At 67.0% G+C, this 26,994-nt stretch carries 29 protein-coding genes; 17 read left to right on the plus strand and 12 right to left on the minus strand.

Annotated elements, in window-relative coordinates:
- The first annotated feature begins 53 nt into the window (after positions 1–53).
- The 5 genes from flhF (at position 54) to motD (ending at position 4,808) form a co-directional block, all read left to right on the plus strand.
- A complete protein-coding gene (gene flhF, locus AC731_RS01060; protein ID WP_004264594.1) occupies positions 54–1,466 on the plus strand; it encodes a flagellar biosynthesis protein FlhF in 1,413 nt (470 codons plus the stop codon).
- A 1-nt stretch (position 1,467) separates the two neighbouring features.
- Positions 1,468–2,259, plus strand: coding sequence for a MinD/ParA family ATP-binding protein (locus tag AC731_RS01065; RefSeq protein ID WP_048708727.1), 792 nt, complete (start codon positions 1,468–1,470; stop codon positions 2,257–2,259).
- Positions 2,260–2,384: 125 nt separating this feature from the next.
- The gene (locus tag AC731_RS01070) at positions 2,385–3,155 is read left to right on the plus strand and encodes an RNA polymerase sigma factor FliA (RefSeq protein ID WP_004264590.1); all 771 of its coding nucleotides are present in this window, start codon (positions 2,385–2,387) and stop codon (positions 3,153–3,155) included.
- Between the two features lie 31 nt (positions 3,156–3,186).
- Positions 3,187–3,927 carry a flagellar motor protein gene (locus tag AC731_RS01075; protein ID WP_004264589.1) on the plus strand — a complete coding sequence of 247 codons (741 nt, stop codon included), beginning with the start codon at positions 3,187–3,189 and terminating at the stop codon, positions 3,925–3,927.
- 23 nt (positions 3,928–3,950) lie between these two features.
- Positions 3,951–4,808, plus strand: a complete 858-nt coding sequence (gene motD, locus AC731_RS01080; protein WP_048708729.1) for a flagellar motor protein MotD — start codon at positions 3,951–3,953, stop codon at positions 4,806–4,808.
- Positions 4,809–4,845: 37 nt separating this feature from the next.
- Here the strand turns inward: motD and parC are convergent, their stop codons facing one another.
- The 5 genes from parC to flgA all read right to left on the minus strand — a co-directional run bounded on the left by parC (position 4,846) and on the right by flgA (position 11,011).
- Positions 4,846–7,194, minus strand: coding sequence for a DNA topoisomerase IV subunit A (gene parC, locus AC731_RS01085; protein WP_418081713.1), 2,349 nt, complete (start codon positions 7,192–7,194; stop codon positions 4,846–4,848).
- Positions 7,195–7,321: 127 nt separating this feature from the next.
- On the minus strand, positions 7,322–9,295 hold the full coding sequence (locus AC731_RS01090; protein WP_048708733.1) for a DNA topoisomerase IV subunit B: 1,974 nt from the start codon (positions 9,293–9,295) through the stop codon (positions 7,322–7,324).
- A 64-nt stretch (positions 9,296–9,359) separates the two neighbouring features.
- Positions 9,360–9,851, minus strand: a complete 492-nt coding sequence (locus AC731_RS01095) for a flagella synthesis protein FlgN (protein WP_004264579.1) — start codon at positions 9,849–9,851, stop codon at positions 9,360–9,362.
- Positions 9,852–9,920: 69 nt separating this feature from the next.
- Positions 9,921–10,217 (minus strand): flagellar biosynthesis anti-sigma factor FlgM, encoded by a 297-nt coding sequence (gene flgM, locus AC731_RS01100; RefSeq protein WP_004264577.1) that lies wholly within the window; start codon positions 10,215–10,217, stop codon positions 9,921–9,923.
- 101 nt (positions 10,218–10,318) lie between these two features.
- Positions 10,319–11,011 (minus strand): flagellar basal body P-ring formation chaperone FlgA, encoded by a 693-nt coding sequence (gene flgA / locus AC731_RS01105; RefSeq protein WP_048708735.1) that lies wholly within the window; start codon positions 11,009–11,011, stop codon positions 10,319–10,321.
- Between the two features lie 219 nt (positions 11,012–11,230).
- Here flgA and flgB point away from each other — a divergent pair, with 219 nt between their 5' ends.
- From flgB to AC731_RS01165, 12 genes are all read left to right on the plus strand, one after another.
- Entirely contained in the window at positions 11,231–11,638 is a 408-nt protein-coding gene (gene flgB, locus AC731_RS01110; RefSeq protein ID WP_048708738.1) for a flagellar basal body rod protein FlgB, read from the plus strand.
- An 11-nt stretch (positions 11,639–11,649) separates the two neighbouring features.
- Positions 11,650–12,054: a flagellar basal body rod protein FlgC gene (gene flgC / locus AC731_RS01115; RefSeq protein WP_004264572.1), complete on the plus strand. Its 405-nt coding sequence runs from the start codon at positions 11,650–11,652 to the stop codon at positions 12,052–12,054.
- Between the two features lie 39 nt (positions 12,055–12,093).
- The gene (locus AC731_RS01120; protein WP_048708739.1) at positions 12,094–12,762 is read left to right on the plus strand and encodes a flagellar hook assembly protein FlgD; all 669 of its coding nucleotides are present in this window, start codon (positions 12,094–12,096) and stop codon (positions 12,760–12,762) included.
- 15 nt (positions 12,763–12,777) lie between these two features.
- The gene (gene flgE / locus AC731_RS01125; protein WP_048708741.1) at positions 12,778–14,040 is read left to right on the plus strand and encodes a flagellar hook protein FlgE; all 1,263 of its coding nucleotides are present in this window, start codon (positions 12,778–12,780) and stop codon (positions 14,038–14,040) included.
- A gap of 43 nt (positions 14,041–14,083) precedes the next feature.
- The gene (flgF, locus tag AC731_RS01130; RefSeq protein ID WP_048708742.1) at positions 14,084–14,818 is read left to right on the plus strand and encodes a flagellar basal-body rod protein FlgF; all 735 of its coding nucleotides are present in this window, start codon (positions 14,084–14,086) and stop codon (positions 14,816–14,818) included.
- A gap of 164 nt (positions 14,819–14,982) precedes the next feature.
- Positions 14,983–15,765 (plus strand): flagellar basal-body rod protein FlgG, encoded by a 783-nt coding sequence (gene flgG / locus AC731_RS01135; protein WP_004264560.1) that lies wholly within the window; start codon positions 14,983–14,985, stop codon positions 15,763–15,765.
- An 8-nt stretch (positions 15,766–15,773) separates the two neighbouring features.
- Complete coding sequence (locus AC731_RS01140) at positions 15,774–16,451, plus strand: flagellar basal body L-ring protein FlgH (RefSeq protein ID WP_048708743.1); 678 nt, start codon at positions 15,774–15,776, stop codon at positions 16,449–16,451.
- 12 nt (positions 16,452–16,463) lie between these two features.
- On the plus strand, positions 16,464–17,591 hold the full coding sequence (locus AC731_RS01145) for a flagellar basal body P-ring protein FlgI (protein WP_004264557.1): 1,128 nt from the start codon (positions 16,464–16,466) through the stop codon (positions 17,589–17,591).
- A 10-nt stretch (positions 17,592–17,601) separates the two neighbouring features.
- The gene (gene flgJ / locus AC731_RS01150; RefSeq protein ID WP_048708744.1) at positions 17,602–18,636 is read left to right on the plus strand and encodes a flagellar assembly peptidoglycan hydrolase FlgJ; all 1,035 of its coding nucleotides are present in this window, start codon (positions 17,602–17,604) and stop codon (positions 18,634–18,636) included.
- Between the two features lie 71 nt (positions 18,637–18,707).
- Entirely contained in the window at positions 18,708–20,753 is a 2,046-nt protein-coding gene (gene flgK / locus AC731_RS01155; protein WP_048708745.1) for a flagellar hook-associated protein FlgK, read from the plus strand.
- Between the two features lie 23 nt (positions 20,754–20,776).
- Positions 20,777–21,979, plus strand: a complete 1,203-nt coding sequence (gene flgL, locus AC731_RS01160; RefSeq protein ID WP_048708746.1) for a flagellar hook-associated protein FlgL — start codon at positions 20,777–20,779, stop codon at positions 21,977–21,979.
- Between the two features lie 8 nt (positions 21,980–21,987).
- Complete coding sequence (locus tag AC731_RS01165; RefSeq protein ID WP_004264547.1) at positions 21,988–22,494, plus strand: hypothetical protein; 507 nt, start codon at positions 21,988–21,990, stop codon at positions 22,492–22,494.
- 15 nt (positions 22,495–22,509) lie between these two features.
- Here the strand turns inward: AC731_RS01165 and fliR are convergent, their stop codons facing one another.
- The 7 genes from fliR to AC731_RS01200 are packed head-to-tail and all read right to left on the minus strand — an operon-like array spanning position 22,510 to position 26,921.
- Positions 22,510–23,307, minus strand: a complete 798-nt coding sequence (fliR, locus tag AC731_RS01170) for a flagellar biosynthetic protein FliR (protein ID WP_004264544.1) — start codon at positions 23,305–23,307, stop codon at positions 22,510–22,512.
- 22 nt (positions 23,308–23,329) lie between these two features.
- Positions 23,330–23,599 (minus strand): flagellar biosynthesis protein FliQ, encoded by a 270-nt coding sequence (gene fliQ / locus AC731_RS01175; RefSeq protein WP_004264542.1) that lies wholly within the window; start codon positions 23,597–23,599, stop codon positions 23,330–23,332.
- 16 nt (positions 23,600–23,615) lie between these two features.
- Positions 23,616–24,383 carry a flagellar type III secretion system pore protein FliP gene (gene fliP / locus AC731_RS01180; RefSeq protein ID WP_004264540.1) on the minus strand — a complete coding sequence of 256 codons (768 nt, stop codon included), beginning with the start codon at positions 24,381–24,383 and terminating at the stop codon, positions 23,616–23,618.
- Complete coding sequence (fliO, locus tag AC731_RS01185; RefSeq protein WP_237266581.1) at positions 24,373–24,852, minus strand: flagellar biosynthetic protein FliO; 480 nt, start codon at positions 24,850–24,852, stop codon at positions 24,373–24,375. Before fliO ends, fliP begins: the two co-directional genes overlap by 11 nt.
- A gap of 13 nt (positions 24,853–24,865) precedes the next feature.
- Positions 24,866–25,339, minus strand: a complete 474-nt coding sequence (gene fliN, locus AC731_RS01190) for a flagellar motor switch protein FliN (RefSeq protein ID WP_004264535.1) — start codon at positions 25,337–25,339, stop codon at positions 24,866–24,868.
- A complete protein-coding gene (gene fliM, locus AC731_RS01195) occupies positions 25,332–26,342 on the minus strand; it encodes a flagellar motor switch protein FliM (protein WP_004264534.1) in 1,011 nt (336 codons plus the stop codon). The genes fliN and fliM overlap by 8 nt, the downstream gene beginning before the upstream one ends.
- Before the next feature lie 12 nt (positions 26,343–26,354).
- The gene (locus AC731_RS01200) at positions 26,355–26,921 is read right to left on the minus strand and encodes a flagellar basal body-associated FliL family protein (protein ID WP_048708747.1); all 567 of its coding nucleotides are present in this window, start codon (positions 26,919–26,921) and stop codon (positions 26,355–26,357) included.
- Positions 26,922–26,994 lie beyond the last annotated feature (73 nt).

Raw genomic sequence — 26,994 nt, forward strand, 5'->3', positions numbered from 1 at the left:
CGCGATAATCCTTCTCAAGCTGCGGCAAAAGTCAGGCCGCCCGGAGAAACGCCATGAACGTCAAACGCTACTTTGCCCCCACTGCCCGCGAGGCGCTCCGTGCGCTGAAGGAGGCGCTCGGTCCCGATGCGATCGTGCTGTCCAATCGCGCCGTCGATGGCGGGGTGGAGATCCTGGCCCTGCCGGGCGAAGCGGTGAGCGCGCTGCAGGCGGCCAATCGCGCCGCCGTCGCGGCAAAGTCCAGGGCACCGGCCGCCGAGCCAGCCGCAGCATCGATTCCGAAGCCGGCCGCGGCGATCGAGCGTGAGCCGCTTGACGGTGACTTCCGCGTCAGCCTTTCGGCGCTGGCGGCGAGTGCCGCGCGCAACGCGGCACGTCCGGCACCGGCTGCGCCTGCACGACCGGCCGTGGTGCGGCCGTTCTCGCCGCCGCGCATCGAGACCGCCGACTTCGCGTTGCGCAGCCGTCCTGCCGCTGCGCCGGCGGCGGCCGCGGACGATTTCGGCAGCGCCCGCATGCGCGAACTGCAGGAAACCAACGCGCGTCTGATGGACGAGCTGTCGGGCATTCGCGGCATGATCGAGCGCCAGCTCGCGGGTTTTGCCTGGGGTGAGACCCGTCGCCAGGCGCCGGCACGTGCCGCGCTGATGGGTGAACTGCTCGAGGCGGGCTTCTCGACTGCCACCGCGCGCAAGCTGGCGGAGGTGGTGCCGGAAGACGCGAGCCGGATCGAGGCGCGCGAGGCCGCGGGTGCCGCGCTCGACCGCATGATGCGGGCCCATGCTTCGGACGACGACGTGATCGACCGCGGTGGGGTCTATGCGCTGGTCGGCCCTACCGGCGTGGGCAAGACCACCACCACCGCCAAGCTCGCCGCGCGCTGCGTCGTGCGCCACGGGGCCAGCCGGCTCGCACTGATCACGACCGACGGCTACCGCATCGGCGCGCAGGAACAGTTGCGCATCTACGGCCGAATCCTGGGCGTACCGGTGTTCTCCGTGCGAGACGCAGCAGACCTGCGCCAGACGCTCGCCGGCCTGCGCAACAAGCACATGGTGCTGATCGACACGATGGGCATGAGCCAGCGCGACCGCATGGTGGCCGAGCAGGCGTCCATGCTGAGCGGTGCGGGCGAGGTTCGCCGCCTGCTACTGCTCAACGCCACCGCCCGCGGCGATACGCTGGACGACGTCGTGCGCGCCTACGCCGGGCAGGATCTTGCCGGCTGCATCTTCACCAAGGTGGATGAAGCGGCTTCGCTGGCGCCGGCGCTCGACGTCGCGGTGCGCCACGGACTGGAAATCCGCTACCTGACCAACGGCCAGCGCGTGCCCGAGGACCTGCACCTGCCCAACCGGGCTTACCTGCTGCACCGTGCCTTGCGCGAGCAGGGCGCCGAGTCGCCCTGGCACCTGAACGACGACGAGGCTGGCATGATGCTGGCCGCAGCCAGCGGAGGAGCCTGACATGCTGGAAAGACGCGAAGACCAGGCCGCCGGGCTGAGACGCCTGTTCCGCCGCGCGCCGCCTCAAGTCGTGGCGCTGTACGCCTGTGGCCGCCACCGTTCGCACAACGCCGTGCTGGTTGCGCATCGCATCGCCGGCCACGCCGAACGGGTGCTGATCCTGGACGAGGCCGAAGGCGAGGCCGGGCTGGCGACGGCCCTGCAGCAAGCGCCCGGTCCCGACCTGCTGCAATTGCTCGATGGCCGCACCACGCTGGCTGATGTGCTGCAACCTGCGCCGGGCCTGATGGGCCGGGTGTCCGCGGTCGCCGCTGCGCTGACGCTGCCTCTGCTGGACGACGCCCGTCGCGCCTGCCTGGTCGAGGCCTTGCGCATCCTGCATCGCCATGCCAGCTTCGTGCTGGTCCATGCCGATAGCGAGACGGCCGCCGAGCCGTCGCCCTTCGTCGGCGCTGCCCCCTGCCGCCTGCTCGTTGCCGAAGCCAGCGCCAGCGGTGCCACCGAGGCCTATCGTACGATCAAGGCGCTGGCTGCCGCCGGTGCGGGTTCGGTGCATGTCGCCGTGTGCCGCGCTCGCAGCCGCGACGACGCGGCGCGCTTCTTCTCGAGCCTGGATGCGCTCGTGCGGCGCCATGTCGGCCTGCCGCTGGTGTGGGTCGGCGAGGCGGAGCGCGACGACCTTGTTGCGGCCCTGGCGCGCCCGGACACCGCCGCCTCGACGCACGCGGCCGGTGTGGCCTTCATGCGCCGGATCGAGGCGATGAGCCGGATCAATCGTCCTCTGAGTGCCTGACCATGCGTGGCGGTGTGATGTATCCCGCTGGTAATGCTTACGACAGTGCGGGAGAATGCCGGCAACCCACTTCTCCGTCAGGTATGCGGACTGCATCGCGCCGCAAAAAGATACAGGCTCAATGGATGTACGACGCCAAAGGTAATCTCGACAAGGCCCACTTGGTCGAAGCCTATGCGCCGCTGGTCAAGCGGATCGCCTACCAGCTCATGTCCAGATTGCCGGCCAGTGTCGAGGTCGACGACCTCATCCAGAACGGCATGATGGGGTTGCTCGATGCCATCGGCCGCTACGAGGACGGACTGGGCGCGCAATTCGAAACCTATGCCGTGCAACGGATCCGCGGTGCCATGCTCGATGGCCTGCGCGACAACGACTGGCTGCCGCGCAGCTTGCGCCGCGACATGCGCCGCATCGAGTCGGCCATCCACATGCTGGAGCAGGAATACGGTCGCCCCCCGTCCGAGGGCGAACTGGCCGATTCGCTCGGCGTGTCGCTGGCCGAATACCAGCACATGCTGCAGGAGGCGCGCGGCCATCAGCTCGTCTACATCGAGGACTTCAGCCACGATCAGGACGACAACTTCCTCGAGCGCCACCTGGTGCAGCAGGATTCCAACCCGCTGGACCTGCTGGCCGACGCGGACATGCGGCGGCGCCTGGTGTCGGCCATCGGGGTCCTGCCCGAGCGCGAGCAGATGGTCATGGCGCTCTACTACGACGAGGAGCTGAACCTGCGCGAGATCGGCGCCGTGCTTGGCGTCACCGAGTCGCGCGTGTGCCAGCTTCACAGCCAGGCGGTGGCGCGGCTGCGTTCCTCGGTGTTCGCGGGCGAGGGGGCGGCAAGGCCCCCCGCACGACGCGGCAGACCCCCCAAGAAGCCGGCGCAGGACTGAGTCGTCATGAACGCTTCCGGATTTCGCCGCCATGGATAGGATCAGCGTCTTCGGTCTCGCGCTCGGCCTGGCTGCGATCCTGGGCGGTCAGGTGCTCGAAGGCGGGCACGTGTCCTCGCTGGTACAGCCGACCGCCTTCCTGATCGTCATCGGTGGCACCCTCGGCGCGGTGATGCTGCAAAGCCCGCTGCGGACCTTCGTCGATGGCATGCGCATGGTGCGCTGGGTGTTCGTGCCGCCGGTGACCAATCCCGAGCGCATGATCGAGCAGGCAGCCAACTGGAGCCAGATCGCGCGCAAGGAAGGCTTGCTGGTGCTGGAGAACCAGATCGACGGCCTGCCCGATCCCTTCATGCGCAAGGGACTGCAGCTGCTGGTCGACGGCGTCGACCCGACGCGCCTGCGTGACGTGCTCGAGGTCGAGATCGGAGCGTGGGAGGCGCAGATGCGGCAGTCCGCCAAGATCTGGGAAGCGGCGGGGGGCTATGCGCCGACGATCGGTATCCTGGGGGCGGTGATGGGCCTGATCCATGTCATGGAGAACCTGTCCGATCCGTCCAAGCTGGGCGCGGGCATCGCCGTGGCCTTCGTCGCCACCATCTACGGTGTCGGTTTCGCCAACCTCGTCTTCCTGCCGATCGCCAAGAAGCTGGGTGCGCAGATCGCCGCGCTGACGATGCAGCGCGAGATGTTCGTCGACGGTCTGGTGGGCATCGCCAACGGCGACAACCCGCGCATCATCGCCAGCCGCATGCAGGGCTACGTGGTGTGAGCCACAACGGCCGGGACTGAACCATGGCACGCCGACGCAGGCACGAGGAAGAGCACGAGAACCACGAGCGCTGGCTGGTCTCCTACGCCGACTTCATCACGCTGCTGTTCGCCTTCTTCGTCGTGATGTACTCGCTGTCCTCGATCAACGAGGGCAAGTACCGCGTGCTGTCCGATTCGATCGTGCAGGCTTTTCGCAGCCTCAACATCAACGAGAGCGGCCAGCAGATCATCCTGCCGCCGGTGGCGGTCGCTCCGGTCGTGCGCCCGCAGCCGCCGGCACCCTCGCAGCTCGAGGAGTCCGCCGAGGCGGTGCGGCGGCAGACCGCGCAACAGATGCGCAGCATGGCCGAGGACATCCGCCGCGTTCTGGCGCCGCTGACCCGCTCGGGCCAGGTCAGCGTATCGGAAGGGGCTTTCGGCATCAGCATCGAGATCAATGCCAGCCTGCTGTTCGCGCCCGGCGAGGCCATGTTGTCCACCCCGGCGGTCGAGGCACTGCGGGCGGTCGCGCAGGTGCTGGCGGCCACGCCTTTCCCGATCACGGTCGAAGGCCACACCGACAACCTGCCGATCAGCACCTACCGCTTCCCGTCGAACTGGGAGCTTTCGGCAGTGCGTGCCTCGACGGTGACGCGCCTGTTCATCGACAGCGGGGTGGCGCCGGATCGCCTCACGGCCGCGGGCTACGCCGACCAGCGCCCCGTAGCGGACAACGCCACCGACGAGGGCAGGGGACGCAACCGCCGCGTCGCGATCCTGATCGAGTCGCGCAATGCCGAGCCGGCGCCGACCGGTCCGGCGATCATCCCGCCCAACGATCCGATCCGTTCCATCCTGCCGCCCGCCGAGACCGCGACACCCCCCGCCGACGGCCAGTGAATGCCGGGGCGCCGCCGAGGAGCGGCGCCCCGGTCCGCTAGCCCATGCGTTCGGGCTTCACCTTCGGTGCCAGCGGCGCGCCCTTGCGTGCGCGGCGGTGGCGCAGCGGTTCGCGCTGCGAGGGCTTGAGCTCGATGCTCACGGTCTTGCCGCCCCGTCCCGTCCCCTCGATCGTGAGCACGGCATCGTCGGCGGGCACGGCTACCGCGGCCAGCGCCTCGCCTTCGTCGAGCGCCATCACGATCACGCCGCGGCCACCGCTCTGCGTCTTCATTTCCGGGCGGGGGAAGACCAGCAGGCGGCCGTTCTCGGACGCCGCCGCGATCCAGTCGCCGAAGACCCTGGCCGGCGGCAACACCTTCTCGCCCTTCTCCAGGCTCATGAAAGCCTTGCCGGCGCGCTGGCGGCTGGTCGCGTCCGCGACGCTGCACAGGAAGCCGTAGCCGCCGCTGTTGGCGAAGAAGTAGACCGCTTCCGGCGTGTCGGTGACGACCTGCGCCAGCTTGCCGCCGTCCTGGAACTCCACCAGCGTGGTGATCGGCGCGCCGTCGCCGCGGCCGCCGGGCAGGTCGGACACCTTCACCGTGTAGGCGCGGCCATTGCTGTCGATGACGATCAGCGGCCAGGTGGTGCGCGTCTCGACCACCGCGAAGCCGAAGTCGCCGGCCTTGTAGGCGATGCCGGCCGGGTCGATACCGTGGCCCTGGCGTGAGCGCACCCAGCCGTTCTTCGACACGATCACGGTGACCGGTTCGTCGGGCACGGAGATTTCGGCCGGCGCCACCGCAGCGACCGCCTCGACCAGCGTGCGGCGGTCGTCGCCGTACTTCTTCGCGTCGTCCTGGATCTCCTTCAGGATCAGCCTGGTCATCGCCGCGCGGCTGTCGAGGAGGTGCTGCAGGCCGTCGCGCTCGTCCTTGAGCTCGGCCAGCTCCTTCTCGATCTTGAAGCCTTCCAGCCGTGCCAGCTGGCGCAGACGGATCTCGAGAATGTCCTCGGCCTGGATCTCGGAGAGGCCGAAGGCTGCGATCAGCGCCGGCTTGGGCTCGTCCGACTCGCGGATCACGCGGATCACTTCCTCGATGTGCAGGAAGGCGATCATGCGGCCTTCGAGGATGTGGATGCGGCGATCGACTTCGTCCAGCCGATGGCGGGTGCGGCGCTCGACCGTGACGTAGCGGAAGTCGATCCACTCGCGCAGGACCTGCACCAGGTTCTTCTGCTGCGGCCGGCCGTCACGCCCGATCATGGTCATGTTGACCGAGGCCGAGGTCTCGAGGCTGGTATGGGCGAGCAGCACCGCCATGAACTCGTCACGGTTCTGGCGGCTCGACTTGGGCTCCAGCACGATGCGCACCGGCGCCTTGTCGCTGGATTCGTCGCGTACCGTGTCGAGCACGCCGAGCACGAGCTGCTTGAGGTTCTTCTGCTCCTGCGAGACTTCCTTCTTGCCGGCGCGCGGCTGCGGGTTGGTCAGGGTCTCGATCTCGGACAGCACCTGCGCGGCGGACACGCCGTGCGGCAGCTCTTCGACGATCGCCCGCCACTGGCCGCGCGCCAGTTCCTCGATCTTCCAGCGCGCGCGCAGGCGCAGGCTGCCACGACCCGACGCGTAGGCTTCGCGGATGCTCTCGGGCGGCGAGATGAGCTGCCCGCCGCCGGGGAAATCGGGGCCGGGGATGATGCCGAGCACGTCATCGAGGGTGGCCTCGGGATGACGGATCAGGTGGCAGGCCGCCTCGGCCACTTCGCGCAGGTTGTGCGGCGGGATCTCGGTCGCCATGCCCACGGCGATGCCCGAGGCGCCGTTGAGCAGCACGAACGGGAGGCGCGCGGGCAGCAGCTGCGGCTCCTCGAAGGCGCCGTCGTAGTTGGGGATGAAGTCCACCGTGCCGCGGTCGATCTCGGACAGCAGCAGCTCGGCGATCGGCGTCAGGCGGCATTCGGTGTAACGCATTGCCGCCGCCGAGTCGCCGTCGCGCGAGCCGAAGTTGCCCTGGCCGTCGACGAGCGGATAGCGCAGCGAGAAGTCCTGCGCCACCCGCACCATCGCGTAGTAGACGCTGGTGTCGCCGTGCGGGTGGTACTTGCCGATCACGTCGCCGACCACGCGCGCGGATTTCACGTGCTTGGAGGTGGACGACAAGCGCATCTCGTTCATCGCATACAGGATGCGGCGCTGCACAGGCTTGAGGCCGTCTTCCACCTGCGGCAGCGCGCGCGACTTCACCACGCTCATCGCGTAGGCGAGGTAGGCGCGCTCGGCGTAGCGGTCCAGGGCCAGCGTGCCGTCGTCCTCGGGCTCGGGTTCCGGGTCGGCGGGCGGGGCGGGAGGCGGGGGCGGACTCCCGTCCTCGTGCATCGGCGGCGTCGGGCCGGCGGTCATCGCTGCGCCCGCAATGGCTGGCACGGTCTGGCTGGGCTTCGGCGCGGCGTCGGTGGGTTCGGGCGCGCCAAACAGGTCTGGGGTATCGGTCGTCATTGCACTGCTTGGTTTGATTCTGTGAGACATCTCAGACGTCGGCTTCGACGCTGTCGCCCTTCTCTTCCATCCACGCACGCCGGCTCGAGGCTTCGCCCTTGCCCATCAGCAGGGTGAACATCTTCAGCGTGTCCTGCAGCGCGCCGCTGCGCACCTTGACGGGCAGCACGCGGCGGGTGGCGGGATCCATGGTCGTTTCGCGCAGCTGGTCGGGGTTCATCTCGCCCAGGCCCTTGAAGCGGCCGATCTCGATCGCGTCGGGCCTGAAGCCTTCCTTCTCCAGGCGGTCGCGAATGGCGGCGAGTTCGCCCTCGTCGAGCGCGTAAAGGCGGCGCGGGGGGCGTTTCTTGCCCTGGGCCGGCACGTCCACGCGGTAGAGCGGCGGCTGCGCCACATACACGTGGCCACGCTCGATCAGCTTGGGAAAGTGGCGGAAGAACAAGGTGAGCAGCAGGGTCTGGATGTGGGCGCCATCCACGTCGGCGTCGGACATGATGACGACCTTGCCGTAGCGCAGGCCGGAGAGGTCCACCTCGCTGTCGGCCTTGTGCGCGTCCACGCCGAGCGCCACCGCGATGTCGTGGATCTCGGCGTTGGCGAACAGGCGGTCAGGGTCGATCTCCCAGGCGTTCTGCACCTTGCCGCGCAGCGGGAGGATGGCCTGGGTTTCCTTGTTGCGCGCCATCTTGGCCGAGCCGCCGGCGGAGTCCCCTTCGACGAGGAAGAGCTCGTTGTCGGCGAGGTCTTCGGACTCGCAGTCCGACAGCTTGCCGGGCAGCACGGCGACCCCCGAGGTCTTCTTCTTCTCGACCTTCTGCGCGCTCTTCTGCCGCGCCAGCGCCTGCTTGATCGACAGCTCGGCGATGGCCTTGCCTGCCTCGACGTGGTTGTTGAGCCAGATCTCGAAAGGGTCGCGCAGTTGCGAGGAGACCAGCTTCACCGCTTCACGCGAGTTGAGCTTCTCCTTCACCTGGCCCTGGAACTGGGGGTCCAGGAGGCGTGCCGACAGCACGAAGCTCATGCGCCCGCACACGTCCTCCTGCTGCAGCTTGACGCCGCGTGGCAGCAAGGTGTGATGATCGATGAAGGACTTCATCGCCTCGAACACGCCAGCGCGCAGGCCGGATTCGTGCGTGCCGCCATTCACCGTCGGGATCAGGTTGACGTAGGACTCGCTCGGCACGGCCGACTCGAACCATGCCAGCGCCCACGCCGCGCCTTCGCCGGTGGCGAAAGTCGGGTCGTCCTTGCCGGCGTACTTCTCGGCGGTGAAGATCGGCGCCACCGGCTCGACGTCGCCGGCGAGTTCCTTCAGGTAGCCGGCCAGGCCTTCGGGGTAGGACCAGGTCTTGCTCAGCGCCGGACCGCTGGCCTGCTCGATGTCGAGCCGCACCGCGACGCCGGACAGCAGCACCGCTTTCGAGCGCAACAGGCGCTCGAGCTCGTTCATGGGCACGCGCGGCGACTCGAAATACTTGCCGTCCGGCCACACCCGCACCCGGGTGCCGGTCTGGCGGCCACAATCGCCCTCGATGCGCACCGGGCTGATCGTTTCGCCACCCTCGGAAAAATCGATGCGATGGATCTTGCCCTCACGCCGGATCTCGACTTCGATGCGGGTGGACAGGGCGTTCGTGACCGACACACCGACGCCGTGCAGGCCGCCCGAGAAGGCGTAGGCCGAATTGCCCTCGCGCTTGTCGAATTTGCCGCCAGCATGCAGCCGGGTATAGGCCAGCACCACCACCGGCACGCCTTCCTCGGGATGCAGGCCGACCGGAATGCCGCGGCCGTCGTCGGCCACGGTGACCGAGCCGTCCAGGTGCAGGGTGACGTGAATCTTCTTTGCAAAGCCGCCGAGCGCTTCATCGGCGGCGTTGTCGATCACTTCCTGGATGATGTGCGCCGGACTGTCGGTGCGGGTGTACATGCCGGGGCGCTCGCGCACCGGCTCAAGTCCTTTCAGGACGCGGAAGGAGGATTCGTCGTACTGTTTGCCTGCCATGCTGCGGGCCCGTTCGATGTCACGAAGGGCGCAAGGATAGCAGAGGAGGCTACTGAATGAATATTCAGGCGCTGCCGAGGATGCGACCGCCGCCGGTGGGCTTGGCCAGGCCATCGGCGTCGTAGAGCTGCGGATGATTGGCGGCGGACAGCAGCACCGTCAGCGCTGCCTGGTTGCCGGCCATGCGTTCGAGGATGAGCTGGCCATTCAGGGCGTTGCGGTCGCGTGCCTGGCGCGCGCGCGATACGACCTCGTCCCAGCGCGCGAGCACGCGCGGCAGGCCGGCGCAGATGCTGCGGATGGAGGCGTCCGAGACGCTGTAGCCGAGCCGGCCGAGCAGGCGCGAGCGCTCGTCGTGCAGGCGCTGGAGTTCGCGGTAGCGCTCGTTCTTCTGGTTGGCGATCGCCACCAGGGCGTCGGTCTCGCCTTTGACGAGCAGGCCTTCCTCGCGGTCGAGGAGGGAGAGGAACTCGCCGAGCTGCATCGACTCCGCCTCGATGAGGAGCGCGAGTCGCTGCTGGTCGGCAGCCGTGGGCGTCGGGGCGGGTTGCTTCATCGGGTCGGGTCGTCCGGTCGGGCGGATGACGGTCAGTGCGCGAGAAGCCGAATACTACTCCGCGATGCCTCAGCCGCGCGACTCGAGCATGTCGCGGACGCTGTTAATCAGCCCGTCGGCGATGCGGCTGGAGTCGATCTTGAAGCGGCCCTCGGCGATGGCCTGGCGAATCTCGTCCACGCGCTTCTGGTCGATCTCGGGCGAACTCGAGATCGCGCTTTCCGCCTTCTTCATCAGCGTGGCCAGCGGGGACAGTTGCACGCTGTCGCTGCCGGACTGCGCTTCGGTCTTCCCGCGCGCGGCCGGCGCACGGGCATCCTGCACGGGCGTGGGAACATAGGCCTTGCCCGTGTTCTCGATTTTCATGATGGTCTCCAGGAACGCATTGACTCGTGTGTGTTCACGACCGCGCTCCGTGAAACTTTAGTGATTTATTTCACGTCCGTGGAGAATTTGCATGACGCCCCTCAGAAGTCGACGCTGACGCTGCCGTCCGGCTGGACCAGGCCCTGCACGATCTGGCCGTTGCCGAGCCGGATCCTGACCCTTTCGCCGGGCGCGGCGGCGCTCAGCGCCTGGCCTTCGCCCGAGACCGTGAAGCCCGGGCCGCGGGTGAAGATCGGCACGGTCTGTCCGCGTCTCACCGCATCCGGCAGGCGCACGCTGCCCGCCCGCAGCGGCGCGCCGGCAGCCTGGGCAAAGCGCGTGAGGTGGCCCAGTGCCTGCTCGGGCGAGGACAGCACGTTGTCCGGCAGCGCGGTGAGTTCGCCCTCGCGCACCTCGATGTCGCCCTCGCGGATCACCTCTGCCGAACGCAGTGCGCGGGTCGTGACCAGGTAGGGACCGAAGATCTGCACCTGCGCCTGCACGTAAGCGGTCCAGGTGACCGGAGAGTCGCAGCGCACGCCCACCGTGAGCTGGCCCCAGGGACGCGTGCCCGGTGGCAGGAAGGGTTCCAGCGCGGCGCAGGGTGGCAACTGATTGGCGGGATCGAAGGCGCGGACGCTGATCCGTGGCTCGCCGGGCATCCCCTGCATCTGGCGTTCGAGGAAGGTGCGCACGGTGCTTTCCACGGCCTGCGGGGGCTGCTGGCCGATGGCGGGTGAGAGGGGGCTGAGGCCGACGGTGAGGACAGCAAGGGGGGTGGCGAGACGCTTCATGGTCCCGATTGCAGCATGCCTCACCCGGGGAGGCAAGTTGCCGGCAGCTTTTGCCGCCCGCGCCGACAAGCGGCAGATATGGGCGGTTTTCCGCCGCCTTATCGGCAGAGGAGCGAGGCGGGTCCAGCCTTACCATCGCTGGCATGAAAGCTGCACCTTCCACTGCCATCGAGACCGTTTCCCGTTTGCGGAAGCGGCGTTCATCCGCGAGGTAAGGCGATGAAGACCCTGCTAGACAACCAGATGCGTTTCCACCAGGCCGCGTTCAATCTCCAGGCCTACCGCCAGGAACTGCTCGCCTCGAACATCGCCAACGCCGACACGCCGCATTTCAAGGCGCGCGACATCGACTTTCGCAGCGCGCTGCAGAACGCGATCGGGAAGGGGGGGCAGTCGGGTGTCGCGCTCGACACCACGCACCAGGCGCACATCGCCGCCGGCGGCAGCGCGGGCGCCGGCAGCTTCGTCAAGTACCGCAACGAATACCAGTCCGCGGTCGACGGCAACACGGTCAACATGGACGTCGAGCGTGCGGCCTTCGCCGAGAATGCGCTGCGCTACGAGGCGAGCGTCACTTTCATCAGCGGCATGATCCGCTCGATGAACACGGCGCTCACCGGTCAGTAAGGGGTTCCATCATGAGCATGCTCAACGTCTTCCAGATCGCTGGCTCCGCGCTCAACGCGCAGTCGCTGCGACTCAACACCACGGCCTCCAACCTCGCCAACGCCGACAGCGTGACCACGGAAACGGGCGAGCCTTACCGCGCCAAGCAGGTCGTGTTCGCCGCCCGCCAGGTGGCCGGGCCCGCGGCCGTGGGCGTGCAGGTGACGCAGGTCGTCGAGAGCGCTGCGCCGATGCGTCTCGTCTATGAGCCGAACAATCCCGCGGCCAATGCCGAGGGCTACGTCGAGATGCCCAACGTCAACGTTGCCGAAGAGATGGTGAACATGATCTCCGCGTCGCGCTCCTACCAGAACAACGCCGAGATCATGAACACGGCACGGACCTTGCTACAAAGGACATTGCAGATCGGACAGTAAGCGCCGTCCGGCAAACGATGCCGCTAGCAGGAGAGATCCATGACCACCGTGTCGAACAATCAGACAGCGAACAGCGTGCTGGCCAGCCTGGCCCGCAGCGAACCTGTCCAGAAGGCAGAAGAGGACATGCAGGGCCGGTTCCTGAAGCTGCTGACCACGCAGCTCCAGAACCAGGACCCCATGAACCCGATGGAGAACGCGGAGATGACCTCCCAGCTCGCGCAGATGAGCACGGTGGATGGCATCGAGCGTCTCAACAAGATGGTCCAGTCCTTCTTCGACTCCCAGGCGTCGGCCGAGGGGCTGAATGCGGCGGCGCTGCTCGGGCGCGGTGTGCTGGTGGAAGGCTCGCGCCTGGCGCTGACCGAAGCGGGTGCCATCGGCGGTTTCGAGATCGATACCCCGGCCGACAGCGTGACGCTGTCGGTGCGCGACAGCTCGGGTCTGGTCGTGAAGCAGATGGTGTTCAACGACGTCGATGCGGGCAGCCACAACTTCGTATGGGACGGCACCGCCGAGGATGGCTCGCGTGCGGCCGACGGCATCTACACCCTGTCCCTGTCGGCGACGCTTGGCGAAGAGGCGGTGGGCGGACGGACGCTGCAGTTCGGTCCGGTCACCAGCATCGTCCGTGGTGCCAGCGGCACCGATCTCCAGGTGGGCGACCTCGGCGTGTTCAAGGTCGACGACGTCAAGCAGATTCTCTGATCCGGAGCCCCGATCATGGCATTCCAGCAGGGCCTCAGCGGCCTGAACTCTTCCTCCAAGGCGCTCGACGTCATCTCCAACAACGTCGCCAACGCCAGCACCGTGGGTTTCAAGAACTCCGGCACGGTGTTCGCCGACGCCTACGCGTCTTCGCTCACCGGCGCGGTGTCCAAGGTGCAGATCGGCATCGGCAGCGCGGTGCAGGCCGTGCGCCAGTCCTTCACCCAGGGCAACATCACCACCACCAGCAATCCGCTGGACATGGCGATCAACGGTAACGGCTTCTTCGAGGTGGAGCTCCAGAGCGGTGGTTTCGCACTGACGCGCAACGGCCAGTTCAACATCGACAAGCAGGGCTACATCGTCACCCCGCTCGGCGACCGCCTGATGGGCTATCAGGTCGAGGATCCGATTTCGGGTGACGTCCGTGCGCCTGCCACCGTCACGGCGGATTCGTTCCGCACGATGGTGATTCCGTCCACCGGTGTCGGCGCGGCGGCCACCACCGAAGTCGGTTTGAGCCTGAACCTCAGCGCGGATGTGGAGACGATCGACGGGGCCACGACGCCGCTCGACCCGAATGATCCGGAGACCTATTCCTACTCGACCGCGCTGAAGATCTTCGACTCCCTTGGCAAGGAGCACTCGCTGTCCCTGTACTTCGTCCGTCGCACCGATGTCGTAAACAGCACCTGGGACGTCTACACCGTTCTGGACAACGACACGGCGACGCTACCGGCCACGCCGAACGCGACGCTGAACTTCGACGGTCTTGGAAAGCTCGTGCCGCCGAGTGACTTCGTGCTGACCTCCAATCTCGGGCCGGACGCCGATCCGAGCGTGATCAATGTCGACATGTCGATGATCACCCAGTTCGGCGGCAAGTCCACGCCGCGCGAACTGACCCAGAACGGCTCCGCCCCGGGTGAGATCGCCGGCCTGTCGATCAGCCGCAACGGCACCATCCAGGCGCGCTACACCAACGGCATCACCAAGGACATCGGCATCGTCAACCTGACGACCGTGCGCAACAACAACGGCCTGTCGCCCATCGGCAACAACTACTGGGTCGAGACGCCGGAATCGGGCGGTTTCGCCCGCGGCGAACCGGGTAACGGGCTCAACGGCGTCATCTCCGCAGGCCAGGTCGAGGAATCCAACGTCGACCTGACCCAGGAGCTGGTGCAGATGATCATCCAGCAGCGCAACTACCAGGCCAACGCGCAATCGATCCGCACGCAGGACCAGATCCTGCAGACGCTGGTCAACCTGCGCTGATGACTGAACGGGCTGCGGGCCGACAGGAAGAGGGGAGTCGAACATGGATCGCCTGATCTACACCGCGATGACCGGTGCCAAGGGCACGATGGACCAGCAGGCGGCGGTGTCGAACAACATCGCCAACGCCGCCTCGACCGGTTTCCGCTCGCAACTGCACAAGCTGCGCGCGGTGGAAATCCAGACCGAAGCCCTGCGCACGCGCTCGTTCGCCGTCGATGCCAGCGTCGCCAACGACTTCACACCGGGGCCGATCCAGTACACCGGTCGGCCCTACGACGTCGCGCTGGAAGGCAAGGGCTGGCTCGCGGTGCAGCGGCCGGACGGCAGTGAGGCCTACACCCGCAACGGCAGCCTGATGCTGAGCCCGGCCGGCATCCTGCAGACCCGCGAGGGGCAGCCGGTGGTCGGCGACGGCGGGCCGATCGCGATTCCGCCCGACACCGAGATCGTCATCGGCCGCGATGGCTCGGTGTCGTCCATCGACCCGGGCACCGGCGTGGTCAACCTCGTCGCCCAGTTGAAGCTGGTGAACCCGCCCGAGACCGATCTGGTGCGCGGTGACGACGGCCTGTTCCGCCTCGCCAACGGCGCGCCGGCCCCGGCAGACCCCAACGTGCAGGTCGCCGGTGGCTACCTCGAGGGCAGCAACGTCAATGTCGCCGACCAGATGGTGCAGATGATCTCGCTCGCCCGCCAGTTCGAGATGCAGGTGCGCATGATGCAGACCGCGGAGGCCAATGACCGCGCTGCGACCCAGGTGCTGTCGTCGAACTGAACGGCCGCGATCGTCCTCCGCACGATTAGCACGGTTTTTGCGTTGTTTATCTCGGGATGGTCGAGACCGGCAAGGGCCTAGACTGATTCCATGGAAAAGCGGCAATCGCCGCCGCGTGACGGCAAAGCCTGCCGTCACGGCAACGCAGAACAGAGGACTTCATCATGATCCGCTCCCTGTGGACCGCCCGCACCGGGCTGGATGCCCAGCAGACCTCGCTGGACGTGATCTCCAACAACCTGGCCAACGTCTCCACCAACGGCTACAAGCGCCAGCGGGCGGTGTTCGAGGATCTGCTGTACCAGACGATCCGCCAGCCGGGGGCGCAGACCACGCAGCAGACCCAGGTCTCCAGCGGCCTGCAGATCGGTACCGGTGTGCGTCCGGTGGCCACCGAGCGCATCTTCACGCAGGGCAGCCTGCAGCAGACCGGCGGTGCGCTCGACGTCGCCATCCAGGGCAACGGCTTCCTGCAGATCGCGATGCCCGACGGCACCACCGCCTACACCCGCGACGGCGCGCTGCAGCTCGACAACCAGGGCAACGTCGTCACCCCGAGCGGCTATCCGCTGCTCGATGCCATCCAGATCCCGGCCGACGCCAAGTCGATCACCATCGGCAAGGACGGCACCGTGACGGTCACGCTGCCCAATCAGGTCGAGCCCCAGCCGGTCGGCCAGATCCAGGTGGCGACCTTCATCAACCCCGGTGGCCTGCAGAGCGCGGGTGAGAACCTGTTCTACGAAACCGCGTCGAGCGGCGAGGCCACGCCCACCGAAGCAGGCACCAACGGTGCCGGCGTCATCAACCAGGGCTATGTCGAGACCTCTAACGTGAACGTGGCCGAGGAACTGGTCAGCATGATCGTCACGCAGCGCGCCTACGAGCTCAACTCGCGCGCCATCTCCACGTCCGACCAGATGCTCGGGCGCCTGACCCAGCTGTGAGGCCGTTCATGAAGCCCCTGTTCGCCTCCTTCCTGCTTGTCGGCGTCGCGCTGCTGGCGGGCTGTGCCTCGATCGACACCGTGCCGCCAACGGCCGTGCATCAGCCGATGAGCGTGCGTCCCGACAGCCGCCTGCCGGCGCCTTCCGCGAATGGCGCCATCTACCAGGCCGCACTCGCGCGGCCGCTGTTCGAGGATCGCCGCGCGCGCCATGTCGGCGACATCATCACGATCAACCTCGTCGAGCGCAACACCGCGACCAAGAGCGCGAATGCCAGCGCTTCGCGCGGCTCGGAGATGACCGGCGGCATCACCGCGAGCTCGCGCCTGCCGCTGGGCGGGCTCAATGGCCTCAACATCGAAGCCGGAGCCGATTCGGAGTTCACCGGCACCGGCTCGGCCCGTGCAAACAACGCCTTCAACGGCACGATCACGGTCACGGTCATCGACGTCTATCCCAACGGCAATCTGCTGGTGTCCGGCGAGAAGATGCTCGCCATCAACCAGGGCAGCGAGTTCATCCGTTTCTCGGGTGTGATCGATCCCAATACGGTCACGTCGACCAACACCGTGCAGTCGACGCAGGTGGCGGATGCACGCATCGAGTACCGCGGCAGCGGCTTCATCGACCAGTCCAACACCATGGGGTGGCTGCAGCGCTTCTTCCTCGCCATCCTGCCTTTCTGACCGAGCCTAGCCATGAACCGATTCCAATCCCTGCTGATGCGAGGCCTGGTGGCGGCGGTCGCTGCCGGCATCTTCTACTCCGCGGCGGCGGAAGCCGCTGCAGAGCGCATCAAGGACCTTGCCACCATTGCCGGCGTGCGCGAGAACCAGCTCGTCGGCTATGGCCTCGTCGTCGGCCTGGATGGCAGCGGCGACCAGACCACGCAGACGCCTTTCACCAAGCAGAGCATCGTCAACATGCTCGGCAACATGGGCGTGACCGTGCCGCAGGGCACCAACATGCAGCTGAAGAACGTCGCCGCGGTGATGGTCACCGCGAGCCTGCCGCCGTTTGCGCGGCCCGGCCAGCCGATCGACGTCACCGTGTCCTCGATCGGCAATGCCAAGAGCCTGCGTGGCGGCACGCTGGTGATGACACCGCTGAAGGGCGCGGACGGCCAGGTGTATGCGGTGGCGCAAGGCAATCTGGTGGTCGGTGGGGCCGGTGGGGCCGCGGGCGGTGCGGCGCAGACCATCAACCATCTGGCGGCAGGGCGGATTCCGGGCGGTGCGACGATCGAGCGCGGCGTTGCCGCGTCGGTGGGGCAGGGCGACTTCGTGATGGTCGAACTCAACGACGCCGACTTCAACACCGCGCGTCGCGTGGTGGACGCGATCAACGGCGTCGCACCGGGCGCGGCGCGCGCGCTGGATGCGCGCAGCATCCAGGTGCTGGCGCCGGTCGACGTCTCGCAGCGCGTGAGCTTCCTCGGCCAGCTCGAGAACCTGAAGGTGACCCCGGGCGAGCAGGTGGCCAAGGTCATCGTCAATTCGCGCACCGGTTCGGTGGTCATGAACCAGCGCGTGACGTTGCAGAACGTCGCGGTGTCGCATGGCAATCTCACCGTCACCGTGAATAGCGAGACCCAGGTGAGCCAGCCCGCGCCGTTCTCGCAGGGCGTGACCGTGGCGGCGCAGAACCAGGGCCAGGTCGACATTCGCCAGGACGGTGGCAGCATCCACAACGTGCGCGCCGGCGGCAACCTCGCCGACGTGGTCAAGGCGCTCAATGCGCTTGGCGCCAAGCCGATGGACCTGGTCAGCATCCTGCAGGCGATGAAGGCGGCCGGCGCCCTGCGCGCCGAGCTCGAGGTCATCTGAGGTCAGCGACATGAACGCCGGTGTCCAGCTCAACGCTTTCGATCCCAACTCGCTGCGTGACCTGCAACGGCTGGCGCGCACCGACGGCCAGTCGAACGACACCCTGCGTGCCGCCGCGAAGCAGTTCGAGGCGCTGTTCATGCAGATGGTGATGAAGTCGATGCGCGAGGCGACGCCGTCGAACAGCATGCTCGACAGTGACCAGACGCGCACATACCAGAGCCTGCTCGACCAGCAGCTCGCATTGAACCTGTCCCAGGGGCGCGGCACCGGGCTGTCCGAGACCATCTACCGCCAGCTCGGCGGCAAGGACGACAAGGCCAGCGCGATCGATGCGCTGGCTCCGCCGGGGCAGGGCGGTGGCGGCTTCGATCTTGCCGGCGTCACCCGCCGGCCGGCAATTTCTGCCGCGATGCAACGCGCTGCGCTTGCCGCCAGCCCGGATGTCTTGTCCGGTGCCAAGGATACGCCCGCTTTCGACGTCGGCTCCACGGTCGACAATGCCTTGCTCGAGGCACGCTTCCGTGAAGCGATCCAGAGTGCGCGCGATGCCACCGGAGCGGTGTCCGCGCAGGCCCGTAACTTCGTGACGGAGGTGTGGCCGCATGCCGTCGAGGCGAGCAAGCGCACCGGTATCCCGCCCGCCTTCATGGTGGCGCAGGCCGCACTCGAGACCGGCTGGGGCGAGAAGCAGTTGCGCCATGCCGACGGCAGTCCGAGCTACAACCTCTTCAACATCAAGGCCGGCTCGGCCTGGACCGGCAAGACGGTCGACCGGGCCGTCACCGAGTATGCCGGCGGTCGGGCTTACACCGAGCCTTCCCGTTTCCGTTCCTACGCGTCTTACGCCGAGTCCTTCCGCGACTATGCCGAGCTGATGGCGCGCAGCCCGCGCTACGCCGGCGTGCTCGGCCAGACGGAGGTCAGCGGCTTTGCCCGCGGCCTTCAGGACGCTGGCTATGCCACCGATCCGCAGTACGCCGACAAGCTGACCCGCATCATCGGTGGCGCCACGCTGCGCAACGCCCTGGCCTCCATCGGCTGATATTGCCGCTTCAGGGGTGGCAAGCTTCTTGCTGTTCTCCTGTCAGGTAATCGCAGATCAGGAAGACCATCATGGCTGGCATGCTCAACATCGGAGTCTCGGGCCTCAACGCGGCACAGGCCCAGCTCAATACGACCAGTCACAACATCACCAACGCAGGGACCGTCGGCTACCACCGCCAGACGGTTGGCCAGGCCGCGCGCCCGCCCTTGTTCACCGGCGCGGGCTTCTTCGGGCAGGGTACCGACGTCACTTCCGTCACCCGCTCGTACAACCAGTTTCTCGAGAACCAGGTCCTGCAGGCCGATAACCGGCGTGCGCAGTACGGTGCCTACAGCGCCCAGATCGGCCAGATCAACAACCTGCTTGCCGACAGCACGACCGGCCTGTCGCCCGCACTGGCGAACTTCTTTGCTGGCGTGCAGGAAGTGGCCTCCAACCCCACCAGCGTGGCGGCGCGCCAGTCCCTGATTTCCAATGGTCAGGCGCTCGCGTCGCGCTTCCAGTCGCTGAACACCCGCCTCGAAGAGGTCCGCCAGGGGGTCGAGGGTGGCATCGTCCAGACGGTCGAGTCGATCAACACCTATGCCAAGGCGATCGCCGAGATGAACCAGCGCATCGTCGTCGCCCAGGCGGGCGGCGCCGGCGCGCCGGCCAACGACCTGCTCGACCAGCGCGACCAGCTGCTGGCCGAGCTGAACAAGCTGGTGCAGATCACCGTCGTCGACGAAACGGACAGCGGCAAGGCCAATGGTGCGGTCTCCGTGTTCATCGGCTCCGGGCAGCCTCTGGTGCTGCGCGGCACGGTTTCCCAGTTCCAGGTGATCCCGAGCGCTGCCGACCCGCAGCGCGGCGCGATCTCGCTGACGGCACCCGGTGGCAATACGATCGAGATCGCCGAGTCCTTGCTGAGCGGCGGCGAGTTGGGTGGGCTGCTGGAGTTCCGCCTGGTCTCGCTCGACGCTGCGCAGAACGAACTGGGCCTCATCGCGCTCGGGATCACGGAGACGTTCAACGCACAGCACAAGCTCGGGGTCGATCTCGAGGGCGTTCTCGGGAAGGATTTCTTCAAGCCGATCGCCCCGACCGTGGTGCCGGCGGTGGCGGGCGTCAGTACGAGCATCACCGATGTGAGCGAGGTTCGTGCCAAGGATTACCGCGTGCTCGTGAGCGGGGGATCCGTCAGGCTCTTTGCGGGGGATGAGGAGCTGGCTTCGCTTGCGCTTGCACCGGCTCCCGCCTGGCCGGCGACGCTCACGGGGGGCGGGATTGCCGTTTCCCTGCCGGGTGCAGCGAGCATTCCTGCCGACGGCCTGCTGATCCAGCCTACGCGCAACGCCGCCCGCAACATCGCCGTGGGCATCTCCGACCCGCGTGAGATCGCGGCCGGCGGTCCGGTCTCGGTGACGTCGCCGCTGACGAATCAGGGGACCGGCAAGGTCGCCAACATCGATATCCGCGACATCGCCGGCATGGACGGTTCGGGTGACGGGGTGCCGGACTTCTCCGCGTTTGCGCTGGGTTTCGACGGAACCGGTCCGGCATTGACGGTGCCCGCGGGCTTCACGATCGAGCGGCTCAAGATGGATGCCGCGACCGGCGAGTGGGTGACCGACGGCAGCTACCCGTCTGGTGGCAGCAGCACGACCTACACGCCTTCCGCGGATTCGTCCGGTGTCCAGTTCCGTGTCACGGGGCCCGGTGGCTACACCTTCGATTTCCGCTTCAGCGGCACGCCCGAGTCGGGTGACGCATTCAGTTTTGGCCCGAGCGTCGCCGGTGTAGCCGACAATCGCAATGCGGTTGCGCTCGGCGCGCTGCAGACGACCAAGGTCCTGGGCGCCGACGCCAGCGGCCGGCCCACCGCCACCTTCCAGTCGCTCTACGCCCAGACGGTAACCACGGTCGGCAACAAGACGCGCGAGGTCCAGGTCAACGAAGCCGCTCAGGAATCCTTGCTCGATCAGGCCACGAGCGCGCGCGACAGCGTCTCGGGCGTCAACCTGGATGAGGAGGCGGCCAACCTGGTCCGCTATCAACTCGCCTACCAGGCCTCGGCGCGCGTCATGACGGTGGCGCAGCGGCTGTTCGACGAACTCATCAGCATCGGCCGCTGAGCCGGCACATTCCGGAGATCATCATGCGTATCTCGACCTCCATGATCTACGACCGCGGCGTCGGTGCGATCCAGAACCAATGGAAGAACATCCTGCACACGCAGCAGCAGGTCTCCACCGGCCGGCGGGTGCTCACGCCTGCCGACGATCCGATCGCCTCTGCGCGAGCGCTCGAGATCGGCCAGACCAAGGCGGTCAACAGCCAGTTCGCGGTGAACATCGGCTACGCCGACGACGCGATGAAGCTGCTCGAATCGCGCCTGCAGAGCGCGGGCGATGTGCTGCATTACGTGCGTGAGCGTGCGGTGCAGGCGGGCAACGGCGCCATGGCTCCCGAGGATCTGCGCTACATGGCGACCGACATGAAGGCCCAGTTCGAAGCGATGCTGGCGCTCGCGAACAGCCAGGACGGTACCGGTGACTACATCTTCGGTGGCCACCGGTCGCAGCAGCAGCCCTACGACGGCGGCCTGTCCGGCGTGTCCTACAACGGCGACCAGGGCGAACGCACGATCCAGGTCTCGGCCTCGCGCTACATGCCGGTCAGCCTGCCGGGGTCCGATGTCTTCGACCGGACGCTGGCGCTGAATCCGGATACGGTCAAGCTTTATGCAAAGCCGGACAACGCCGGGCAGGGGGGGCCGACCATCAGCGCCGTCGATCCGGCGCTGGCGAATCCGGCAACACGTTATCAGTTCGTCTACACCGACGGCACCCCAGGCTCCTACGAGGTGACCAAGCTCGGGCAGGACGGAACGGAAGTGGCAATGGCGCCGAGCACCTTCCCCGCGGGTGGCTCCGTAACGATTGAAGGCATCACATTCGATCTTTCGGCGTCCACCGTGGAAAGCGGCGACGCGTTCGAGATCTTCGTCCCCTCGACCAACCTGCTCAACAACATGGCGATGTTCGCCTCCGCACTCGAGAAGCCCGGCGCTTCAGGCATGACGGGCGCCGTCGCCTTTGCCCTCGAGACCTTCGACGCCGGGCAGGAGAACATCCTCAAGACCCGCGCCCAGATCGGCTCGCAGCTTACCGAAACCGAAGCGCTCGCCAGTCTCGGCAGCGATCTCGACCTGCAGTACGCGTCCACCTTGTCCGGCCTGCAGGACGTGGATTACGCCGAAGCGATTTCGCGCCTGACACAGCAGCAGACCTATCTGCAGGCTGCGCAGCAGTCCTTCATGCGGGTGTCCGGCCTTTCGCTTTTCAACTACCTCAGCTGAGTATCGTCATGCGCGTCCTGCTTGCCCTGACTGCCGCCCTCCTTGCTGCCGGATGCGCGACTGCGCCCGAGGAGGGAAAGTCCTCGTCAATGTCCCGCGCGCTGCAGCAGGCCGAGCAGGTGGCGGGCGACTATGGCGGGCCGGTGGCGGCGATTGCCGGTGGGCTGATGATGCTGAGCGACCTGAAGATGCTCGAGCCCGAATATATCGCCGGGGGACTGATTGCATTCGCCATCTACGACCCCTTCGCCCCGACATGGCGCATCGACGTGCGCGAGGCGGGCAAGGACCGCGTGCGCATGGCCCTGCGCATGAAGTCGCTCTTCACCGGCGGCGACGGCGAGGCCCGTCAGGTCTTCCTGCGCAATGCGCGCCAGCTGGTGGAGGCAGGCGGCTTCGCGGGCTACGAGATCGTGCGCTACGAAGAGGGCATCGAGTCGACGCGCCCGTTCGCGCACCGCTACGCCAACGCCGAGATCCAGCTCGTACGCTCGCACATCTTCCCGGCGCTGTAAGCCGTGGAAGGGCCCTCAGCGCCGCGGCAGCGGCGCCAGCGCTTCGAGCATGCGGCCGATCTCGTCGAAGCCGCGTTCGAACAGGGTCTGCAGCACCGGCGCGAAGTTGGTCATGATCAGCAGCACGCCGATGAAGCCGGCCGTGAGCGTGACCGGAAAGCCCACCGCGAACAGGTTGAGTTGGGGCGCGGCGCGGGTCAGCACGCCGAGCGCGATGTTCGCCACCAGCAGCACGCCGATCACCGGTAGCGACAGCAGCAGGCCGGCGGCGAAGACGGTGAGGCCGGCGCGGGCAATGTAGCCCCAGCCTTCGGCGCGCACGATGTCGGTGCCCACCGGCAGCCACTCGAAGCTGCGCACCAGCACCTCGATCATCAGCAGGTGGCCGTTGATGGCGAGGAAGAGCAGGGTGGCAATCAGGTTGAGGAAGTCGGACAGCACCGCGGTCTGTCCGCCGGCGTCGGGGTCGAAGAAGATGGCGAAGGACAGGCCCATCTGCATGCCGATCAGCGCGCCCGCCATGTCCACCGCGGCGAACACGATGCGGATCATGAAGCCGACGGCAATGCCGATGAAGATCTGCTGGCCGAAGATCGCGAGCCCGACGCCGGAGCTGGGCGGCACGTCGGGCATGGGCGGCATCACCGGCAGCAGCGCGATCGCCACACCCAGGCCGATTGCCAGGCGCACGCGCGCCGGCACGCCCCGGTTGGAAAAGATCGGCGCCGAGGCGAACAGCCCGAGGATGCGCGCCAGCGGGAACATCAGCGCGGCAAGCCAGGCGTCGAGCTGGGCGGCGGTGACGCTGAGCATCTTCCTGGGCGACGGGCCGGCGTCAGCCGATCATCGACGGGATGGACTCGAACAGCCGCCGCATGAAGTCGGTGAGCATCGTGATCATCCAGGGGCCGGCCAGCACCAGGGTCACGAAGATGGCGACGAGCTTGGGCACGAAGGTCAGCGTCATTTCGTTGATCTGGGTGGCGGCCTGGAAGATGCTGATGATCAGGCCGGTGACGAGCGCCGCCAGGAACAGCGGCGCGGACACCATCAGGGTGACTTCGACGGCCTGGCGGCCGAGTTCGATGACAGCGGTGGGCGTCATGGCGGCTTCTCCTGCGCTAGACCGCGAAGCTGTTGACCAGGGAGCCGATCAGCAGCGTCCAGCCGTCGACCAGCACGAACAGCATGATCTTGAACGGCAGCGAAACGATGACCGGCGACATCATCATCATGCCCATCGACATCAGCACCGAGGCGACCACCATGTCGATAATGATGAAGGGAATGAAGACGATGAAGCCGATCTGGAAGGCAGTCTTGAGTTCGGAGGTGACGAAGGCGGGGATCACGACCCGCATCGGCAGGTCCTCGGCCTTTTCCACCGGCGGCACCTTGGCCAGGCCGGCGAAGAGTTCGAGGTCCGGCTCGCGCACCTGGGCGAGCATGAAGGTCTTCACCGGCACCGAGGCGCGCTGCAGTGCCTCGTCGAACTGGATCTGACCTTCGGACATCGGCAGGTAGGCGTCGGTATAAACACGCTCGGCGACCGGCGCCATGATGAAGAATGTGAGGAACAGCGCGAGCCCCAGCAGCACCTGGTTGGGCGGCGAGGTCTGCGTGCCCATCGCCTGGCGCAGCAGCGAGAACACGATGATGATGCGGGTGAAGCTCGTCATCATCAGCACCATTGCCGGGATGAAGCTCAGCAGCGTCATCAGCAACAGCGTCTGGATGGTCAGGCTGTAGGTGGTGCCGCCGGCCGGTGTGGTCGTGGTGGTGATGGCGGGCAGGGCCTGCGCCTGGGCGAGCACGGGCAGGCCGGCGAGCGCCAGCGCCAGGCCGATGCGCAGCATCGTCGTCAGCCGGATGGCGCGATCAGCGTGCATCGCGTCGCTCCATGGCCTGCTTCAACCAGGCCGAAAAGGCCCGGTTGGGCGGGAATGGGGTTGTGTTGCCCTCGGTCGGCAGGGGCAGGTCTTCGGGTTTCATCTCGTGCAGCTTGGTGACGCTGCCGGGTGCGACGCCCAGCACCAGCACTTGTTCGCCCAGGCGCACCAGCACCACGCGTTCGCGCGGCCCCACGGCCGCGGCGCCCAGCACCTTGATCGCCGCGGCGCTGCCGCGCGGGGTGGCCAGTCGGCGGATCACCCACAGGCAGGCGAGCAGCAGGGCGATGACCACGGCGAGGCCGAACAGCATCTGCATCAGGCTGCCGGTCAGGTCGTTGGAGGGGCTGCCCATGGCGGCCGGTGCATCGGCCGCCTGCGCCATGACGGCGGGTGCGGTCAGCAGCAGGGCCAGAGTCAGGGCCAGGGTCGGGGCCAGAGTCAGGTGCGGAAACGTCAGGCGATGCACGGCAGTCCGGTGCTCAGTTGCGGATCTTTCGCATGCGTTCGGCTGGACTGATGATGTCCGTCAGGCGGATGCCGAACTTGTCATTCACCACCACGACCTCGCCCTGGGCGATCAGCGTGCCATTGACGAGCACGTCCATCGGTTCGCCGGCCAGGCCCTCGAGCTCGACGACCGAACCATGGGCCAGCTGCAGCAGGTTGCGGATCGACAGCTTGGTGCGCCCCAGCTCCACGGTGATCTGCACCGGGATGTCGAGGATCATGTCGAAGTCGTTCAGCGTGCCCTTGTTGCCGGCACCCGCGCCGAAGTCCTCGAAGATCTGGCTCGCAGGGCGGGCCTGATAGGGCGAGTCGCCCATCGCCGCGGCCGCCAGCTCTGCGGCAACACGGCTGGCTTCGTCGTCGGTGGCGGTGCCGGCTTCGCTGGCCGCCTGCTCCTGCATCGCGGCTGCCCAATCGTCGTCGGAAATCTGGTCGTCGTCAGCCATTCTGGCCTCCAGCTAACAAGGGCGAGGGCTCCTCTTCCTGCGCGAGGAAACGCTCCACCCGGATGGCGTATTGCCCGTTCTTGGTTCCTTGGCGGCACTCGAATACCGGCACGCCATCGACCTCGGCTTGCAGGACCTCGGGCACGTTGAGCGGAATCACGTCGCCCACCCGCATGTCGACGATGTCGCGCAGGGTGACGCGCGCGGTTCCCAGGTTGCAGCGCAGCTCGACTTCCGCGGTCTGCAACTGGCGCGACAGCAACTTGATCCAGCGTCGGTCGGACGTGATGTGGTCGCTCTGCATCGTCGAGTAGAGCAAGTCACGGATCGGCTCGAGCATCGAGTACGGGAAGCACACGTGCATCTCGGCCTGGGCGCCGCCCATCTCGAGCGAGAAGGTGGTTGCGATGACGATCTCGGACGGCGTGGCAATGTTGGCGAACTGCGAGTTCATCTCCGAGCGCACGTACTCGAACTCGAGCTTGAACACCGGCGCCCATGCCTTGGCGTACTCGGTGAACACCACATTGAGCATGCCCTGGATGATGCGCTGCTCGGTCGGCGTGAAGTCGCGGCCCTCGACGCGCGTGTGGAAGCGCCCGTCGCCGCCGAACATGTTGTCCACGACCAGAAAGACGAGGTTGGGGTCGAACACCACCAGCCCGGTGCCGCGCATGGGCTTGGCTGTCACCAGGTTGAGGTTGGTGGGCACGACGAGGTTGCGGACGAACTCGGCGTACTTCTGCACCCTGATCGGTCCGACCGACACCTCCGTGTTGCGGTGCATGTAGTTGAACAAGCCGATGCGCAGGTAGCGCGCGAAGCGTTCGTTGATCAGCTCCATCGTGGGCATGCGCCCACGCACGATCCGTTCCTGTGTGCCCAGGTTGTAGGGGCGCACGCCCTCGCTCGACTCCTCCTCTACTTCGGGCTCGTCGGATTCCCCGGTGACGCCCCTGAGCAGGGCGTCAACCTCTTCCTGAGAGAGAAAATCCGAGGACATGGTGGTTGTCCGCTACTGGATGATGAAGGAGTTGAACAGCACGGCCTGGATCGGGCCGTTCGAGGTCGTGCGGCCGCGGGCGTCGGTCTGGACCGGGAAGCCGAGCGCGGTATTGGCCTCGTCGACGATGCTGGCGGCCAGGTATTCGCGACCTTCCGTCGTCGACAGTTCGGACGGCAGCTTGCTCGAGAGCAGCAGGTTGATGCGATGCCGGATCTCGGGCATGAAGCCCTTGAGGCTTTCGCCGAGCTTGGGGTCCGAGACCCGCAGCACGATGACCGCCTGCAGGTAGTGGTCGCCCTCGTCACGGCGCAGGTTTACGGTGAACGGATCGAGTGGCACGAAGGTGGGCGGCTTGGACAGATCGACGACCGGGGCTGCCTGCGGCACGACGACTGCGTCTGCGGTGGCCTCTTCGTTCCCCTTGTCCTTATTCTTGAGCAGCAGCAGTGCGCCAACGCCACCTGCGACGATGATCAGCAGCACGAGCAGCACGATGACGATGATGATGAGCAGCTTGCCCTTCTTCTTGGGGGCAGCGTCCTCGCCTGCTTCCGGTTTGGTTGGCGCCTTGGCCATGCGATCCTCCTGATACCTTGCAAGAATTATCCCGGAAGATCGCACGCCGCGAAGCGTGGAAAAGTGGGGCAGA

It is taken from the genome of Thauera humireducens, assembly GCF_001051995.2.
Lineage (GTDB): Bacteria > Pseudomonadota > Gammaproteobacteria > Burkholderiales > Rhodocyclaceae > Thauera > Thauera humireducens.